This is a genomic window from Pseudomonas atagonensis, from assembly GCF_011369485.1.
Taxonomy (GTDB): domain Bacteria; phylum Pseudomonadota; class Gammaproteobacteria; order Pseudomonadales; family Pseudomonadaceae; genus Aquipseudomonas; species Aquipseudomonas atagonensis.
Map to the genome: position 1 here is coordinate 15,744 of NZ_VXCA01000019.1, position 15,528 is coordinate 31,271.

Genomic DNA, 15,528 nt, shown 5'->3' on the forward strand with positions numbered 1-15,528 from the left:
CGCGAACGCCGCCAAAAGCGGCCTGGACAGCGGCACCACGGTCAAAAACCGGCCCTGACCAACGCAATTCACCAGGACGCGAGGCCGTCCTACGGGGCTTTCGCTACGTAACGGTGGAGTTTGCGGTTGTAACAAGCGCAGGTGACATGAGGCCTGAATCACACCGCCGAGCAGAGTTTTTACTCGCCTGGCAGGCAAATATTCGAGGCCAGTTCACAAAGTGCAGTCAGCTGCAGATGACCCCGAGCGAACGCTTCGGAAACACCGCCTGAATTAGCCATGATGCGTGACCTCCCCTTTCGGAGCTCACGGTAAATGCCAACCCGCTGCGGATTCTGCGCGCGGCAGCACCCGAATTATCAGGGATACGTGTAGGGTGGAGATGCACAACCGCCGGACTGTGTAGCAATAGGCTTTATCAAGACGCTTCATCTCGTCCACAGCCGCTGGTTGATTCCTCCTCCTGACTGAGTGCTTAAGTAGCCACAGCAAGCAGGACGCGTACGTCGCGGTATCGGCCCAATTGGTCGTACATCGCTGGACACGGGAATGGCCAACCACTCCCGACGCACCTGACACCGACCGTGAGAAGTCGTGTGTGCCGAACGCCGTTTCCGGCAGCCCGGAAACCGACGGTACTACATGAAAAGAATGCTGATTAACGCAACTCAACCCGAAGAGTTGCGTGTTGCACTGGTAGATGGCCAACGCCTCTACGACCTGGACATCGAATCCGGTGCACGCGAGCAGAAGAAGGCCAACATTTATAAAGGCCGTATCACTCGCATCGAACCAAGCCTTGAGGCTGCCTTTGTCGATTTCGGCTCCGAGCGCCACGGCTTCCTGCCCCTCAAAGAAATCTCCCGCGAATACTTCAAGAAAGCGCCTGAAGGCCGCGTCAACATCAAGGACGTCCTGAGCGAAGGCCAGGAAGTCATCGTTCAGGTCGAAAAAGAAGAACGTGGCAACAAGGGCGCAGCCCTGACCACCTTCATCAGCCTGGCCGGTCGTTACCTCGTGCTGATGCCGAACAACCCGCGTGCCGGCGGCATCTCCCGTCGCATCGAAGGCGAAGAGCGCAACGAACTGCGTGAAGCGCTGAACGGCCTGGTTGCACCGGCCGACATGGGTCTGATCGTGCGCACTGCCGGCCTTGGCCGCAGCAGCGAAGAAATGCAGTGGGACCTCGACTACCTGCTGCAACTGTGGACCGCCATCAAAGAAGCCTCGCTGGATCGTTCCGCGCCATTCCTGATCTACCAGGAAAGCAACGTGATCATCCGCGCCATCCGCGATTACCTGCGCCAGGACATCGGCGAAGTGCTGATCGACAGCGTTGAAGCCCAGGACGAAGCCCTGACCTTCATTCGCCAGGTAATGCCGCAGTACGCCAGCAAGATCAAGCTGTACGAAGACAGCGTTCCGCTGTTCAACCGCTTCCAGATCGAAAGCCAGATCGAAACCGCTTTCCAGCGCGTCGTCGAACTGCCTTCCGGCGGTTCCATCGTCATCGACCCGACCGAAGCCCTGGTGTCCATCGACATCAACTCGGCGCGCGCCACCAAAGGCAGCGACATCGAAGAAACCGCCCTGCAGACCAACCTTGAAGCGGCTGAAGAAATCGCCCGTCAGTTGCGCCTGCGCGACATCGGCGGCCTGATCGTGATCGACTTCATCGACATGACTCCTGCCAAGAACCAGCGCGCCGTGGAAGAGAAAGTCCGCGAATGCCTGGAAGCCGACCGCGCTCGCGTGCAGATCGGCCGCATCTCGCGCTTCGGTCTGCTGGAAATGTCCCGTCAGCGCCTGCGTCCTTCGCTGGGCGAAAGCAGCGGCATCGTCTGCCCGCGTTGCAACGGCACCGGCATCATCCGTGACGTTGAATCGCTGTCGCTGGCGATTCTGCGCCTGATCGAAGAAGAAGCCCTGAAAGACCGTACCGCCGAAGTTCGCGCACAAGTGCCGATCCCGGTGGCGGCGTTCCTGCTCAACGAAAAACGCAACTCGATTACCAAGATCGAACTGCGCACCCGTGCTCGTATCGTCATTCTGCCGAACGATCACCTGGAAACCCCGCACTTCGAAGTTCAGCGTCTGCGTGACGACAGCCCGGAAGCTGCGACCAACCAGTCCAGCTACGAAATCGCTGCTGCTGCTGCTGAAGTCGAAGAAGTCCAGCCAGCCGCTGCGACCCGCACTCTGGTTCGCCAGGAAGCTGCGGTCAAGACAGCTCCGGCCCGCGCCAACGCCCCGGTTCCGACCGAAGTCGCCGCACCTGCCGCTGCTGCACCGGCTCCGGTTGCCGCACCAGAGCCAAGCCTGTTCAAGGGTCTGGTGAAGTCGCTGGTCAGCCTGTTCGCCACCAAAGAAGAGCCAGCCGCTCCGGCCGTGGTTGAAAAACCGGCTACCGAACGCCCTGCTCGTAACGAGGAGCGTCGCAACGGTCGCCAGCAGAGCCGCAACCGTAACGGTCGCCGCGATGAAGAGCGCAAGCCTCGCGAAGAACGTGCCCCGCGTGAAGAACGCGCTCCACGCGAGCCGCGTGAAGAGCGTCAACCACGTGAAGCCCGTGAGCCTCGTGAAGTCCGCGAGCCGCGTGAGTCCCGTGACGAAGCACCGGTAGCTCGTGAAGAACGCGCACCACGCGCGCCTCGCGAAGAACGTGCACCGCGCGCACCGCGCGAAGACCGCAAGCCACGTGGCGAGCGTGAAGAACGCGTACGTGAACTGCGCGAGCCTCTGGACGCAGCCCCCGCTGTTGCCGTTGCCGCCACCGCTGAAGAGCGTCCGGCCCGTCAGCCACGCGAAGAACGCGCGCCGCGCCCTCCGCGTGAAGAGCGTCAACCGCGTGCAGAACAAGTCGCTGCCGTCGCTGAAGAAGAAATCACCAGCAACGAAGAGCAACTGCCGGAAGACGGTTCGGAGAACGCCGAAGGCGATCGTCCACGTCGTCGCTCCCGTGGCCAGCGTCGTCGCAGCAACCGTCGTGAGCGTCAGCGTGATGCCAACGGCAACGTGATCGAAGGCTCGGAAGAGTCCGAAGCCGGCGAAAACGCTGCCGAGCCAAGCACCGCCGATCTGGCCGCCGGCCTGGCTGTCACTGCAGCCGTTGCCAGCAGCGTGATCAGCGCCCCGGCTGAAGCACAAGCTCACGAGCAAGCCGAACGTGCCACCGCTGCCGTCCAGGAAACTGCTGCAGTAGAAGCACCGGTAGTAGAAGCTACCACCCCGGTGGAAGTGATCGCAGCTCCGGAAGTTGAAGTGGCACCGGTGCAGGAAACCCTGCCTCAGGTAGAGCCAGCGCCGGTTGTGGTTGCCGAGCCGGTTGTCGAAACCGTCGCTGAAACCGTGACCGAAACCGTGCGTGAAGTTCGCGAAGAACAGACCGCATTCAACTGGGTAGCCGAGCCGGTTGTCGCTGAAACCCCAGCGCCTGTGGTTGAAGCTCCAGTGGTTGAAGCGCCAGTGTTTGAGGAAGCCAAGGCTGCCGAACCTGCTCCAGCGCCAGTCGTTGAAGCACCGGTCGTCGAAGTGCCGGTGGTTGCCGAAGCTCCGGCTCCGGTTGCCGAGGTTGCTCCAGTCAGCGCTCTGACGCCTAACGGCCGCGCGCCAAACGACCCACGTGAAGTGCGTCGTCGCAAGCGTGAAGAAGAGCGTCTGGCGAAAGAAGCCGAACTGGCTGCCGCTGCCGCTCCAGTAGCTGCCGAACCAGCCGTTGTAGCTGAAGTGGTCGAGGCAGCACCTGCCCCGGTCACTGAAGAAGCCGTGGTTGAATCGGTGATCGCTGAAGCTCCACGCTCCGTTCAGGACGCGGTAGAGCAACACGAAGAGGCCCAGGAAAAAGAACACGAGCCTAAACCGCTCGTCTGATTCCAGAAGCCAATAAAAAGCCCCGCCAGGTGAAAGCCTGGCGGGGCTTTTTTTGCCTCGGTTTTAACCCTCAACACCACTCACTCCTACAAGGGATCTGTGCAGGGCTCAGGATTGAGGGAAGAGCAGAGATTCAGGCACATCGATATCCCACAACACTCCGGGATCCTCCACCGCCACCTCAACCACCCGCCCCTGTTTGAACAGCGGCCTGGCGCCTCGATCACCGTTCAACGCCTGCAGCCCTGCAGCGAACGAACGCCCAAACCCCACCGGATGGCCGAACTCGCCGTCCTGCACCGGCACGCTCACCGCATCGTCCGCCATCGCCGCCACCACCCGCTCGATACTCGACGGCAGGATAAACGGCATATCACCCAGCACGATCAGCCAGCCATCGACATCCGGGCATGCCGCCACACCGGCAGCAATGCTGTCGCCCATCCCGGTTGACTCAATCGACACAATCTCGCAGCCATAAGCCTGGGCCATGCGCATGGCCTGCGGTCGCGCCTCAGTGGTCACCATTACCCGCTTGTCGAGACTGGCCGGCAGATTGACCAACACCTGCTCGATCACCGAACGCACTGCGCCATCGCGCCCGGTGCAATCGGCGAGCAATTTATCCTTGTCGGCGCCCGCGACTTCGCGAAAGCGACTGCCCTCGCCCGCCGCCAGCACAATCACTGCGATGGATCGACTCATGCGCCCTCCCATGTCTTTTTCTGTTTCAACTCGACGCCGTTCTTGATCGCGACAATTTCCGCCAGCAAGGACAAGGCAATTTCCGCCGGCGAGTGACTGCCGATGTGCAGGCCTATCGGCCCGTGCAAACGATCAATCGCCTGTACCGACAAGCCTAGCTGAGCCAGATTCTCCCGGCGTTTCTGACTGTTGACCCGCGAGCCCAATGCGCCGACGTAGAAGGCTGGCGAGTCGAGTGCCGTGAGCAAAGCCATATCGTCCAGTCGCGGATCGTGGGTCAGCGCGACAATCGCCGTGCGCTCATCGGTTTGAATGCTCAGCACAGCATCATCCGGCATGCCGGGGACGAACCGACCGTGGTGCTCTTCCCAACCGTAGACGAACTCGGTGCGCGGATCGCAGATCAGCACTTCGAAATCCAGCAGCCGCGCCATGTCCGCCACATAACGCGACAACTGCCCCGCGCCGATCAGCAGCAGCCGCCAGCGAGGCCCATAAATCGCACGCAGGGTTTTGCCGTCGAATGCCAGAGAGTCGGATTTGCTCGCGGCAGTCAGCACCACTTCACCGGTTTCGATATTCAACTCTCGGGCGACGATTTCATGGGCTTCACAACGCGCCAGCAACTCGGCAACCCAGGCCGGATCACCGACTCGTTCCTCGGTAAGACGCAGGGTGCCGCCACACGGCAAGCCAAACCGCGCCGCCTCCTCCCGGGTGACGCCGTAGGTAATCAGTTGCACCGGCGGCCCCTCGGTGGCAATGCGCCCGTCGTGCAGGCGAGCGATCAGATCGTCCTCGACACAGCCACCGGACACCGAGCCGATCACCACGCCATCTTCGCGCAACGCCAACATCGCGCCGGGCGCCCGGGGCGCGGTGCCCCAGGTCTGCACCACGCTAAACAACACCACCCGCTGTCCGGCACGGCGCCACTCGAGGACACTGCGCAGGACATTGAGGTCGACGCTGTCCATCAGGCTTCTGCCTTCTGCCAGCCCTGCAACTGATAACGCACCGGCAGATTACGGATGCGCTTGCCGGTGGCCGCGAAGATCGCGTTGCACAATGCCGGCGCAATCGGCGGCACGCCCGGCTCACCGACACCGCCCAACGGTACGTCGCCCGGCGGCGTCACCAGATGCACCGCCACTTCCTTCGGCGCCAGCGACATGCGCGCGACTTCGTACATGTGGAAATTGTCCTGCTGGACCTTGCCGTCCTTGAAACTGATTTCGCCCAGCACCGCATTGCCCAGGCCCATCACGCAGGCGCCCTCGAACTGCGAACGAATGCGCTCAGGGTTGATCTGCGGCCCGCAATCCACGGCGATATCCGCCTTGTGTACGATCAGCGAACCGTCATCTTTGACTTCAACCTCGATCACCGCCGCCACATAGGTGACGAAGCTGTAATGCACCGCCAGCCCCAGACCACGGCCCTTGGGCAATTTGCGCCCCCAGTCGGCCGCTTTGGCCGCCGTTTCCAGCACGGTACGCATACGCCCGGTGTCGATCGGATAACGCTCGGGGGATTCACCGTAGTTCCACTCTTCGCTCAGGGTGCGCGGGTCGATCTGCCGATCCGGGCCGAGCAGTTTGACCTGGTACTTGAGCGGGTCTTCTCCCGCCTTGTGCGCCAGTTCGTCGACAAAACTCTGGATCGCAAAACCGTGGGGAATGTTCGACACCGAGCGATACCAGCCGACCCGCGTATGCACCGTGGCTTCGGGGTTTTCCAGGCGCACATTGGGGATGGCATAAGCCATGTTGGTGAAGCCCATGCCCAATTCGAACGCCGCTTCGTGGTTCATGCCCGGCGCGAACAGCGCAGTGATACTTGGCGCGACCGTGCGATGCAACCAACCGGACGGCATGCCATCCTTGCCGATCCCGGCCTTCAAATATTCGGCGGACACGGTGTGGAAGTAAGAGTTATGGATGTCATCCTCGCGCGTCCACTGCACCCGCACCGCTTTACCAGGAAACTCCTTGGCGAGGATCGCCGCTTCGACAACGAAGTCCGGTTTTGACTTGCGACCGAAACCGCCACCCAGCAACGTGACGTTGAAAGTGACGTTATCGAACGGCAAACCGAGGCGTTCAGCGATTCGCTCACGGGTGACCTGCGGCGCCTGACTCGGCGCCCAGGCCTCACACACCCCGTTGTTGTAACGAGCAATGGCGACCATCGGCTCCATCGGTGCCTGCGCCAAGTGCGGCAAATAGTAAGAAGCTTCAAGCGTGCTGGCAGCACCGCTCAAAGCCTTGTCGATGTCACCGGTATTGCGCACCACTTTGCCGGGCTTCAGCGACGCGGCTTCCAGCTCCTTGCGATAGGCGATGGAGTCATAACTGGCGTTCGGGCCATCGTCCCATTCGATCTTCAGCGCCTCACGCCCCTTGATCGCCGCCCAGGTATTGCTGGCCACCACGGCCACACCACCCAACGGCTGGAACTCCGAAGGCAACGGGCGACTTTCGATCTGAATCACTTTGAGCACGCCAGGGACTTTCAGCGTGGTGCTGTCGTCCAGCGATTTGACCTTGCCGCCATACACCGCCGGGCGGGCGATGGTCGCGTACAACATGCCGTCGAAATGCACGTCAGCGCCGTACACCGCGCGACCGTTGACGATGTCGGCACCGTCGATGGCTTTGCTGCTTTCCTTGCCGATGTAGCGAAACTCCGACGGCTGCTTGAGACGCAAGCTGTCGCGCGCCGGTACCGGCAGAGCACTCGCCGCAGCGGCAAGTTCGCCGTAACCCAGCTCACGACCGGACGGCTTGTGAATGACTTTGTGCAGTTGCGCATGACACTCGCCAACCGGCACCTTCCATTGTTCGGCAGCAGCCTGCTCAAGCATGGTTCGGGCTGCGGCGCCGCAACGACGCATCGCCTCGTACCAGTGGCGCATGCTGCGCGAACCGTCGGTGTCCTGGTTGCCAAAACGCACTTCATCGCCCGGCGCCTGCTGCACTTTGACGTGAGTCCAGTCAGCTTCCAGCTCATCGGCGACGACCATGGTCAGACTGGTACGCACGCCCTGCCCCATCTCCGAGCGGTTGCAGACCACAGTCACCGTGCCTTCCGCTGCAATGCTGACGTAGACCTTCGGATCATCGATCCAGCCGTTGGGCATGCCATCGGCGCCGAACTGCTTGGGCTTGTCTTCGGCCAGTGCGTCCTGCCAGCCCCAACTGGCCGCCAACACCAGCGCACCGGTAGCGCCGACACCTTTGAGAAAACCTCGACGACTGAGATTGCTCAGGGCGAAATCGTTCGGAAGGCGGCTCATGCTTTCGCCTCCTTCAAATGCGTGGACGCCTGACGGATCGCGGATTTGATCCGGTTATAGGTGCCGCAACGGCAAATGTTACCGACCATTGCCTCTTCGATCTGCTCGTCGCTCGGGTTCGGGTTGGTTTTGAGCAATGCGGTGGCCGACATGATTTGCCCGCCCTGACAGAAACCGCATTGGGCGACCGCCGTATCGAGCCAGGCCTGCTGAACGATTTGCCCGACCGGGTCGGCGTGCAGGTTATCGATGGTGGTGACGTTCTGGCCGACCACCGAGCCGATCGGCGTGATGCAACTGCGCGCGGGCAACCCATCGATATGAATGGTGCAGGCACCGCACAGGCCCATGCCGCAGCCGAATTTGGTGCCGTTGTAACCGGCGACGTCACGAATAGCCCACAACAGCGGCATGTCTTCGGTGACATCGAGTGAATGGTCTTGGCCATTGAGTTTCAGGGTAATCATGGGCACGCCCGCATATTCATGGAGGTTATGGGGTCGAGCAATCTGCCGCCGGAAAATCGGCGGTGGGTTCGTGCAGATCGGCTCAGGCTAATGAGGCTCTCTTGTGCTGACGGGAATGTCTGCACCGGGCCTTTGGTGGAGCAAATGATCGGTATCGTTAGCTCGCTAAGTTAACCCAGCGTTAACAAAAAAGCCCTGCACTTTTTCACCAGTGCAGGGCTTTGGAGACTGCTTGAAAGCGTAGCCTCAATAGCGGTTGGGCTCCATTTCCAGCTCGACATTGAAACGTTCTGCAATGTCTTTCTGGATACGTTGCGCCAGATCGAGCAATTGCAGCCCGGTCGCGCCACCGTAGTTGACCAGCACCAGCGCCTGCAATTTATGCACGCCGGCATCGGCTTCACGGAAGCCTTTCCAGCCAGCGCGCTCAATTAACCAGCCCGCCGCCAGTTTCATCTGCCCGTCCGGCTGCGCGTAGGCCACCACATCCGGGTGCTGCACTTTGATCTGCGCGAGGATGGCCGTCGACACCAGCGGATTCTTGAAGAAGCTGCCGGCATTGCCGAGCACCGCCGGGTCCGGCAGTTTTTCACTGCGGATGCTGCAGATTGCGCGACTGACGTCGCTGGGTGTTGGCTGGTCAATGCCCTGCTCGCTCAGGCGCTGACGCACCGGGCCATATTCCAGATGCAAATGAGCGACGCGGTCGAGCTTGAACCGCACCCGCAGAATCAGCCAGCGTCCAGGCTGCTGCTTGAACAGGCTGTCGCGGTAGGCGAAGTTGCACTCTTCCAGGCTGAAGTCGCGCAGTTCACCGGTCTGGCGATCCAGCGCCGTGAGACCGGCAAACACATCCTTGATCTCGACACCGTAGGCGCCGATGTTCTGCATCGGCGCAGCGCCAACAGTGCCCGGGATCAGACTGAGGTTTTCCAGACCGGAGAAACCCGCCGCCAAGGTGTGCTGCACAAAGGGGTGCCAGGGTTCGCCGGCCTCGGCTTCGATCACCACGCGATTGCCGTCGTCGCTGATCACGCGAATTCCGCGAGTGGCCATGCGTAACACCAGGGCTGGAATGTCGGCGGTTAGCAGCAAGTTGCTGCCGCCACCGATCACCAGCAACGGCACGGCGTTCGACGCGGCATAGGCCAGCGCTTCACGCACATCGGCGTCGCTGTGGGCCTCGGCAAACAGTTGCGCGCGAACGTCGACGCCAAAACTGTTGAACGGTTTCAGGGAAACCTGCGCCTGTACCTGCAAACTCATAGCCGGCCCTTCACTTCGATCAGCAATTGGTCACAAGCCGCTTCAATCAGATCCAGCACCTGTTCGAAGCCCTGATCGCCGTCGTAATACGGGTCCGGCACTTCATCGACAACCCCGGCGTAGCGGCGCAGGAACAGGTCTAGCTCAGCCTTGCCGGTGGACGGTTGCAGCGCCTTGAGATTACGCAGGTTGCTGTTGTCCATGGCCAGAATCAGGTCGTAGCTGGCGAAATCGGCACGGCTGACTTGCTGCGCGCGTTGCGCCGACAGGTCATAACCGCGCGACCTGGCGGCAGCCTGACTACGCTTGTCCGGCGGATTGCCGACGTGCCAGTCACCGGTGCCGGCGGAGGCCACTTCAACCTGCTCCGCCAGCCCCGCTTCGCGCAATTTGTGGCGCAACACGCCTTCGGCGGTGGGCGAGCGGCAGATGTTGCCCAGGCACACGAACAGAACGCGCATCAGGCCTCCAGCAGGCGTCGAACGCGCTCAAGGTCTTCGACGGTGTCGACGCCAGTCGGCGGTGCGATCAACGCATCGGCCACGTGAATCCGCACGCCGTGCCACAGGGCACGCAGTTGTTCGAGGGATTCGGTGTTTTCCAGCCAGCACGGGGCCCAACTCACGAAGTCCTGGAGGAAACCGGCACGGTAGGCATAAATGCCGATATGGCGACGGTACGGCACACCTTCGGGCAATTGCTCGCGGCTCTTGGCAAATGCATCGCGAGCCCACGGCAACGTAGCGCGGCTAAAGGTCAGCGCCAGACCGTTGAGGTCGCTGACGACCTTGACCACGTTCGGGTTGAACAGGGTTTCGACGTCTTCGATCGGCTCGGCCAGGGTGGCCATGCGCGCCTCGGTGTGGGCGGCGAGGTTGGCCGCGACCTGATCGATCACGCTCGGTGGAATCAGCGGCTCGTCGCCCTGCACGTTGACCACGATTGCATCGGGCTCAAGGCCCAGTTTCGCGGCGACCTCGGCCAGACGATCGGTGCCGGAGTTGTGATCTTCACGGGTCAGCACCACTTCGGCGCCAAAACCCTTGCAGGCCTCAACGATGCGCGCATCGTCAGTGGCCACCACGACACGGGAGGCGCTGCTTTTGCTCGCCTGCTCCCAGACGTGCTGGATCATCGGCTTGCCGGCGATCAACAGCAGTGGTTTGCCCGGCAGGCGGGTCGAGGCGTAACGCGACGGGATGACAACGGTGAAGGCAGTGGTCATTTATCCAGACGCTCGTCGGTGGTCAGGGTACGGGCTTCGCTTTCGAGCATTACCGGGATGCCGTCGCGGATCGGATACGCCAGACCGGCGCCCTTGCTGATCAATTCGGTCTTGTCGGCGCTGAGCTTGAGCGGGCCTTTGCAGATCGGGCACGCGAGGATGTCGAGCAATTTGGTGTCCATGAACATTCCCAGAAATAGAAGAGTTAAGGCAAAACACGATCCGGTAACAGGCGCATCAACTGTGTGTCGAACCAGGCCACGAAGGCCGGCGACGGCACGGCATCGACCGCCAGATACCACCAGTCGGCAGCCGCGAAGGCACGGCACTTCACCGCGTCCTTTTCGGTCATCACCAACGGCAATGACGGTGTGAAATTCAAGGCCTGCACGCTGTATTCGGCGTGGTCGGCAAATGCATGCGGAACCGGCCGCCAGTCTAGCGCTTCGAGGGTATTGAAGAAACGTTGCGGGTTGCCGATCCCGGCCACCGCGTGCACGCGCTGCCCCGGCGCAAAATGTTCGAGCGACTGGCGCTCGCCGCTGAGCAGGTTGACCAGCGCCGTGGGTTGCAGACGGAAAGCGAAACCGTCGTCGCGATCCTCGCTGGCGCCATTGAACAGCACACCGTCGACGCTTTGCAGACGCTCGATCGGCTCGCGCAACGGCCCTGCCGGCAAACAACGTTTATTGCCGAGGCCACGGGCGGCGTCGATCAACACCAGTTCCAGATCACGGGCCAGACGATAATGTTGCATGCCGTCATCGGACAGAATCAGATCCAGCGGTTCGCTGGCGATCAAGGCTTTGACCGCTGCGCTGCGATCAGGGTCGATCATCAGCGGCACGCCGGTGCGCTGGACGATCAACAGCGGTTCGTCGCCGGCAATATCGGCGCTCTGCTCGGCCTCGACCCGCCACGGCAATTGCGCCGGTTTGGCACCGTAGCCACGGCTGACCACGCCAACACGCAAACCACGGCGTCGGCAATGTTCGATCAACCAGAGAATCATCGGCGTCTTGCCAGTGCCGCCCACGGTGATGTTGCCGACCACGATCAGCGGCACCGGTGGCTGATAGATCTGGCCTTCGCCCTCGAGAAAGCGCCGGCGTTTTTTGACCACCACCCGGCGGTACAACCATTCCAGCGGCCGCAGCAGCGTCAGGGCCGGATGCCCCTGATACCACGCGGCGAGCAAACGATCGGACAGGCTCATCAGGATTTGGGCGCCGCCTCGACCGTGGTCATGCGCAGATGGCTGAAACCGAGCTTGCCGGCCGCGTCCATGGCGGTGATCACGGATTGATGCTGAGTCTTGCCATCAGCACTGATCGACAACGGCATGTTGGTATCGCCGTTGGACTCTTTCTGCATGGCTTCCATCAGGGTCGCCAGATCGTTTTTCGGCAGAATCTTGTTGTTCACCGAAAACACGCCTTCAGCGCTGATGGCCACATCAATCTGCTTGAGCTGCTGATCTTCGGCCGGCGAGCCGCTGACCGACTCCGGCAAATCGACACGCAACTGGGTTTCGCGGGTGAATGTGGTGGTCACGACAAAAAACAGCAGCAAAATGAACACCACGTCGATCAGCGACGCGAGGTTGATGTCTACCGTTTCCCGAGGCTTGCGACGAAATTTCACGCTTTGCCCTCGGCCAGATCGACGTCACGGTCGCCCTGCACCACTTCAACCAGTTTGATCGCTTCCTGCTCCATACCGACCACCAGCTCATCAATGCGCCGTTGCAGGAACCGGTGGAAGAACACCGCCGGAATACCGACCATCAGGCCCGCCGCCGTGGTGATCAGCGCCTTGGAGATACCACCGGCCAGTACCGAGGCGTTAGTGGTCATGCCGGAACCGGTGAATGCACTGAAAATATCGATCATGCCCAGCACGGTGCCGAGCAGGCCCAGCAACGGCGCCATCGCGGCAATGGTGCCAAGTGCATTGATGTAGCGCTCGAGTTCGTGAATGACCCGGGCGGCGGCCTCTTCAATGCACTCTTTCATGATCTCGCGACCATGCTTGGAGTTGGCCAGGCCGGCAGCGAGGATTTCCCCCAGCGGCGAATTGGCACGCAACTCCTTGAGTTTTTCTTTATTCAGCTGTTTGTCCTTGATCCAGACCCAGACCTGACCCAGCAAATGCTCGGGGGTGACGCGACTGGCGCGCAGGGTCCACAGGCGCTCGGCGACAATCGCCATGGCCGCGATGGAACTCAGAATGATCGGCAACATCATCCAGCCGCCGGATTTGACCAATTCCCACACAGTGACAGTCCCCTCGAAAAAGTGCGCCACTTTACCATATAGGGTAAACGTTGAGTCCCGACTCCCCGACGACCGTGATAGAGCATTTCTGCTCCTGCCGATCAACGGGCGGGCGCCGGCGGATCGCGCCAGAAACGCCGCTGCTGGCGCATCGTCCACGGTGGTTTGAAGCGTCCCAGTTGCAGATGAATGGCGCCCTGCTCGGCGCTGTCGTAAATGCGCAGACCCTGCTTTCGGTAACGAGCGAGCACCGTCGGGTGCGGATGACCGAAGGAATTGCCCTGCCCTCGGGAAATCAGCACGGCTTCGGGTTTCAGGGCTTTGAGCAAAGCCATCGACGAGGAACTGCGACTGCCGTGATGCGGCGCTTGCAGCCAATGCGTGGGCACCGCCAGCGGGCTGTCGAGCAGGACCTGTTCGGCGTGAGTGTCGATATCACCGGTCAGCAGCAGGCGTTCGCCATTGGCTTCGATCTGCAATACGCAGGAGCGCTGATTGCTGTCGTCGGCATCCGCCCATTGCCAGAGCTGGAAGCGGACGCCGTCCCACTGCCATTGCTGGCCGCTTGCGCAGGCTTCGGCATTCAATTCCGCTGGCAGTCCCGGCGGATCGCCGCTGATGACTCGACTGACCGGTAAACCGCGTGCAACCGCCAGTGCACCGCCAGCGTGGTCTGCATCCGCATGGCTGAGCAGCATCAGATCCAGTCGCTCGACACGCAGTTTGCGCAACGCCGGCAGCACCACCCTTTGACCCAGATCGAAATCACCGAAACGCGGCCCGGCGTCGTAAAGCAGGGTGTGGTGACGGGTGCGAATCAGAATCGCCAGACCTTGCCCGACATCCAGTTGCCAGACATCGGCAAGTCCTTCATTCAAGCGTTCTCGGGGCGGCACAGCGAGGATCAGCAACAACGGCCAACCCAGCGGACGCATGGGCAGGCCGCGCGGCAGCAACAATAACACTGCACCGAGACAGCCAAGTCCCCAGACCCCACTCGGAATCGACGCAGCCACCCACGCTGGCCATTGCCCGGCAATCACCGCCAGTCCTTGAAACAGCCAATCGATCAAGCCACCGGCCAGCCACAATAAACCTTCGCCGACATAGGGCAGCGGCAACAACAGCGTGCCGAGCAACGCGGGCGGCAGCACCACCAGACTGACCCACGGCACGGCGAGCAAATTCGCCAGCGGCCCGCTCAGACTGATCGGCAAATTCAGCGCCAGCAGCACCGGGCACAAACCGATCGCGATCAACCATTGCGCCCGCGTCCAGGTCTGCCACCAACGCCACGCCCCGAGGCGACCGCCAAAGGTGAAAATCAGCACCGCCACCGCGGCGAACGACAACCAGAAACCGGGACGCAAGCTGACCAGTGGATCCAGCAACAACACGGCGTTGAACGCCAGCAGCAGTGGCCACCACGCCCCAAGATGACGGAAACGCAATCGCCATAACAACACCAACCCGACCATCACACAGGCGCGCTGCACCGGCACATCGAATCCGGCGAGTAATCCGTAGCCGAGCGCCGCCGCGAACGCCAGCCCACAGGCCCACGGCAACCACGGCCAGCGCAACGGCCACAGCCCAAAACGCGCCAATCCGGCGACCAGCAGATACATCACCGCCGCCAACAGGCCGATGTGTTGGCCGGAAATCACCAGCAAGTGCACGGTGCCGGTGTCCTGCAGAATCTGCCAGTCCTCACGGCTGAGCCCCGAACCGTCACCCAGCACTAACGCAGCCAGCGCACCGCCCCGACCCTGTGCATCCACGGCCAGCAGTCGCTGGCGAATGCCATCACGCCAGGCACCGCGCGCCGGTGTCAGGCGCTCGCCATCCTTGATCGTGCCGGTTGCGCCGATGCGTTGCGCCAGTAGCCAGGCTTCGTAGTCGAACGCGTCAGGATTGAGCAAGCCCGCGGGACGCTTGAGTTTGACCGCCAGACGCCAGCGCTCGCCGCTGTTGACCGGCGGCCCGGCGTACCAGGCCAGGCGCATCAATGTCGGCAGCGTTTCGTGCCGCGAGCGCGCATCTGCAAGTTCGAAGCGCACTACGCCATCGCTGCTTTGCGGCAGACCGATCACCCGCCCTTCGACCCAGCGGGTTTCGCCATCCAGCTCAACGGGCAGCCGATCGTTCAACGCCCATTGCGCACTGACGCTGGCCCACGTGAAACCGAACAACAACAGCGCCAGCGGATAACTGCGAAACGGCAGCAGGATCAAAGCCACGACTGGCAGCAACAGCATTAACCAGACCGGCGGTAACGCCGGCATAAAAACCGGAACCAGCAGACCGACTGCCAGCGCCATCATCCCTGTGCGCATAAGCCCGTCCTTGAGAGTTCCTTCCCTAGGCATAGCGGGTGTCGGGCACGAGCGTCGTCAACAATTGTCACAAAGTCTGAATGGG

13 protein-coding genes are annotated in these 15,528 nt (G+C 61.7%); 1 reads left to right on the forward strand and 12 read right to left on the reverse strand.

Annotated elements, in window-relative coordinates; translation table 11 throughout:
* The first annotated feature begins 642 nt into the window (after positions 1 to 642).
* Positions 643 to 3,870: a ribonuclease E gene (rne, locus tag F2P67_RS13625; protein WP_166220976.1), complete on the forward strand. Its 3,228-nt coding sequence runs from the start codon at positions 643 to 645 to the stop codon at positions 3,868 to 3,870.
* Positions 3,871 to 3,978: 108 nt separating this feature from the next.
* Here the strand turns inward: rne and F2P67_RS13630 are convergent, their stop codons facing one another.
* The 12 genes from F2P67_RS13630 to F2P67_RS13685 form a co-directional block, all read right to left on the reverse strand.
* Positions 3,979 to 4,575 (reverse strand): nucleotidyltransferase family protein, encoded by a 597-nt coding sequence (locus F2P67_RS13630; RefSeq protein ID WP_166220977.1) that lies wholly within the window; start codon positions 4,573 to 4,575, stop codon positions 3,979 to 3,981.
* Positions 4,572 to 5,552: an XdhC family protein gene (locus F2P67_RS13635; protein WP_166220978.1), complete on the reverse strand. Its 981-nt coding sequence runs from the start codon at positions 5,550 to 5,552 to the stop codon at positions 4,572 to 4,574. The genes F2P67_RS13630 and F2P67_RS13635 overlap by 4 nt, the downstream gene beginning before the upstream one ends.
* Positions 5,552 to 7,873, reverse strand: coding sequence for a xanthine dehydrogenase family protein molybdopterin-binding subunit (locus tag F2P67_RS13640; protein ID WP_166220979.1), 2,322 nt, complete (start codon positions 7,871 to 7,873; stop codon positions 5,552 to 5,554). The genes F2P67_RS13635 and F2P67_RS13640 overlap by 1 nt, the downstream gene beginning before the upstream one ends.
* Positions 7,870 to 8,340, reverse strand: a complete 471-nt coding sequence (locus tag F2P67_RS13645; RefSeq protein WP_166220980.1) for a (2Fe-2S)-binding protein — start codon at positions 8,338 to 8,340, stop codon at positions 7,870 to 7,872. Before F2P67_RS13645 ends, F2P67_RS13640 begins: the two co-directional genes overlap by 4 nt.
* Positions 8,341 to 8,586: 246 nt before the next feature.
* Positions 8,587 to 9,606 (reverse strand): UDP-N-acetylmuramate dehydrogenase, encoded by a 1,020-nt coding sequence (gene murB, locus F2P67_RS13650; RefSeq protein WP_166220981.1) that lies wholly within the window; start codon positions 9,604 to 9,606, stop codon positions 8,587 to 8,589.
* A complete protein-coding gene (locus tag F2P67_RS13655) occupies positions 9,603 to 10,067 on the reverse strand; it encodes a low molecular weight protein-tyrosine-phosphatase (RefSeq protein WP_166220982.1) in 465 nt (154 codons plus the stop codon). The genes murB and F2P67_RS13655 overlap by 4 nt, the downstream gene beginning before the upstream one ends.
* Positions 10,067 to 10,831 (reverse strand): 3-deoxy-manno-octulosonate cytidylyltransferase, encoded by a 765-nt coding sequence (gene kdsB / locus F2P67_RS13660; RefSeq protein WP_166220983.1) that lies wholly within the window; start codon positions 10,829 to 10,831, stop codon positions 10,067 to 10,069. Before kdsB ends, F2P67_RS13655 begins: the two co-directional genes overlap by 1 nt.
* A complete protein-coding gene (locus tag F2P67_RS13665; RefSeq protein WP_003174668.1) occupies positions 10,828 to 11,013 on the reverse strand; it encodes a Trm112 family protein in 186 nt (61 codons plus the stop codon). The genes kdsB and F2P67_RS13665 overlap by 4 nt, the downstream gene beginning before the upstream one ends.
* Positions 11,014 to 11,036: 23 nt before the next feature.
* Complete coding sequence (gene lpxK, locus F2P67_RS13670) at positions 11,037 to 12,047, reverse strand: tetraacyldisaccharide 4'-kinase (protein WP_166220984.1); 1,011 nt, start codon at positions 12,045 to 12,047, stop codon at positions 11,037 to 11,039.
* Positions 12,047 to 12,475 (reverse strand): biopolymer transporter ExbD, encoded by a 429-nt coding sequence (locus F2P67_RS13675; protein ID WP_166220985.1) that lies wholly within the window; start codon positions 12,473 to 12,475, stop codon positions 12,047 to 12,049. The genes lpxK and F2P67_RS13675 overlap by 1 nt, the downstream gene beginning before the upstream one ends.
* Positions 12,472 to 13,107: a MotA/TolQ/ExbB proton channel family protein gene (locus F2P67_RS13680; RefSeq protein ID WP_016771007.1), complete on the reverse strand. Its 636-nt coding sequence runs from the start codon at positions 13,105 to 13,107 to the stop codon at positions 12,472 to 12,474. The genes F2P67_RS13675 and F2P67_RS13680 overlap by 4 nt, the downstream gene beginning before the upstream one ends.
* Positions 13,108 to 13,208: 101 nt before the next feature.
* The gene (locus F2P67_RS13685) at positions 13,209 to 15,443 is read right to left on the reverse strand and encodes a DNA internalization-related competence protein ComEC/Rec2 (protein WP_166220986.1); all 2,235 of its coding nucleotides are present in this window, start codon (positions 15,441 to 15,443) and stop codon (positions 13,209 to 13,211) included.
* Positions 15,444 to 15,528: the final 85 nt, after the last annotated feature.

Bases quoted from the DNA above. Each gene is read 5' to 3' on its own strand.
- lpxK (WP_166220984.1), bottom strand. From the start codon at position 12,047: ATGAGCCTGTCCGATCGTTTGCTCGCCGCGTGGTATCAGGGGCATCCG.
- F2P67_RS13665 (WP_003174668.1), bottom strand. From the start codon at position 11,013: ATGGACACCAAATTGCTCGACATCCTCGCGTGCCCGATCTGCAAAGGC.
- F2P67_RS13640 (WP_166220979.1), bottom strand. From the start codon at position 7,873: ATGAGCCGCCTTCCGAACGATTTCGCCCTGAGCAATCTCAGTCGTCGA.
- F2P67_RS13685 (WP_166220986.1), bottom strand. From the start codon at position 15,443: ATGCGCACAGGGATGATGGCGCTGGCAGTCGGTCTGCTGGTTCCGGTT.
- rne (WP_166220976.1), top strand. From the start codon at position 643: ATGAAAAGAATGCTGATTAACGCAACTCAACCCGAAGAGTTGCGTGTT.
- murB (WP_166220981.1), bottom strand. From the start codon at position 9,606: ATGAGTTTGCAGGTACAGGCGCAGGTTTCCCTGAAACCGTTCAACAGT.
- F2P67_RS13630 (WP_166220977.1), bottom strand. From the start codon at position 4,575: ATGAGTCGATCCATCGCAGTGATTGTGCTGGCGGCGGGCGAGGGCAGT.
- F2P67_RS13635 (WP_166220978.1), bottom strand. From the start codon at position 5,552: ATGGACAGCGTCGACCTCAATGTCCTGCGCAGTGTCCTCGAGTGGCGC.
- F2P67_RS13655 (WP_166220982.1), bottom strand. From the start codon at position 10,067: ATGCGCGTTCTGTTCGTGTGCCTGGGCAACATCTGCCGCTCGCCCACC.
- F2P67_RS13645 (WP_166220980.1), bottom strand. From the start codon at position 8,340: ATGATTACCCTGAAACTCAATGGCCAAGACCATTCACTCGATGTCACC.
- kdsB (WP_166220983.1), bottom strand. From the start codon at position 10,831: ATGACCACTGCCTTCACCGTTGTCATCCCGTCGCGTTACGCCTCGACC.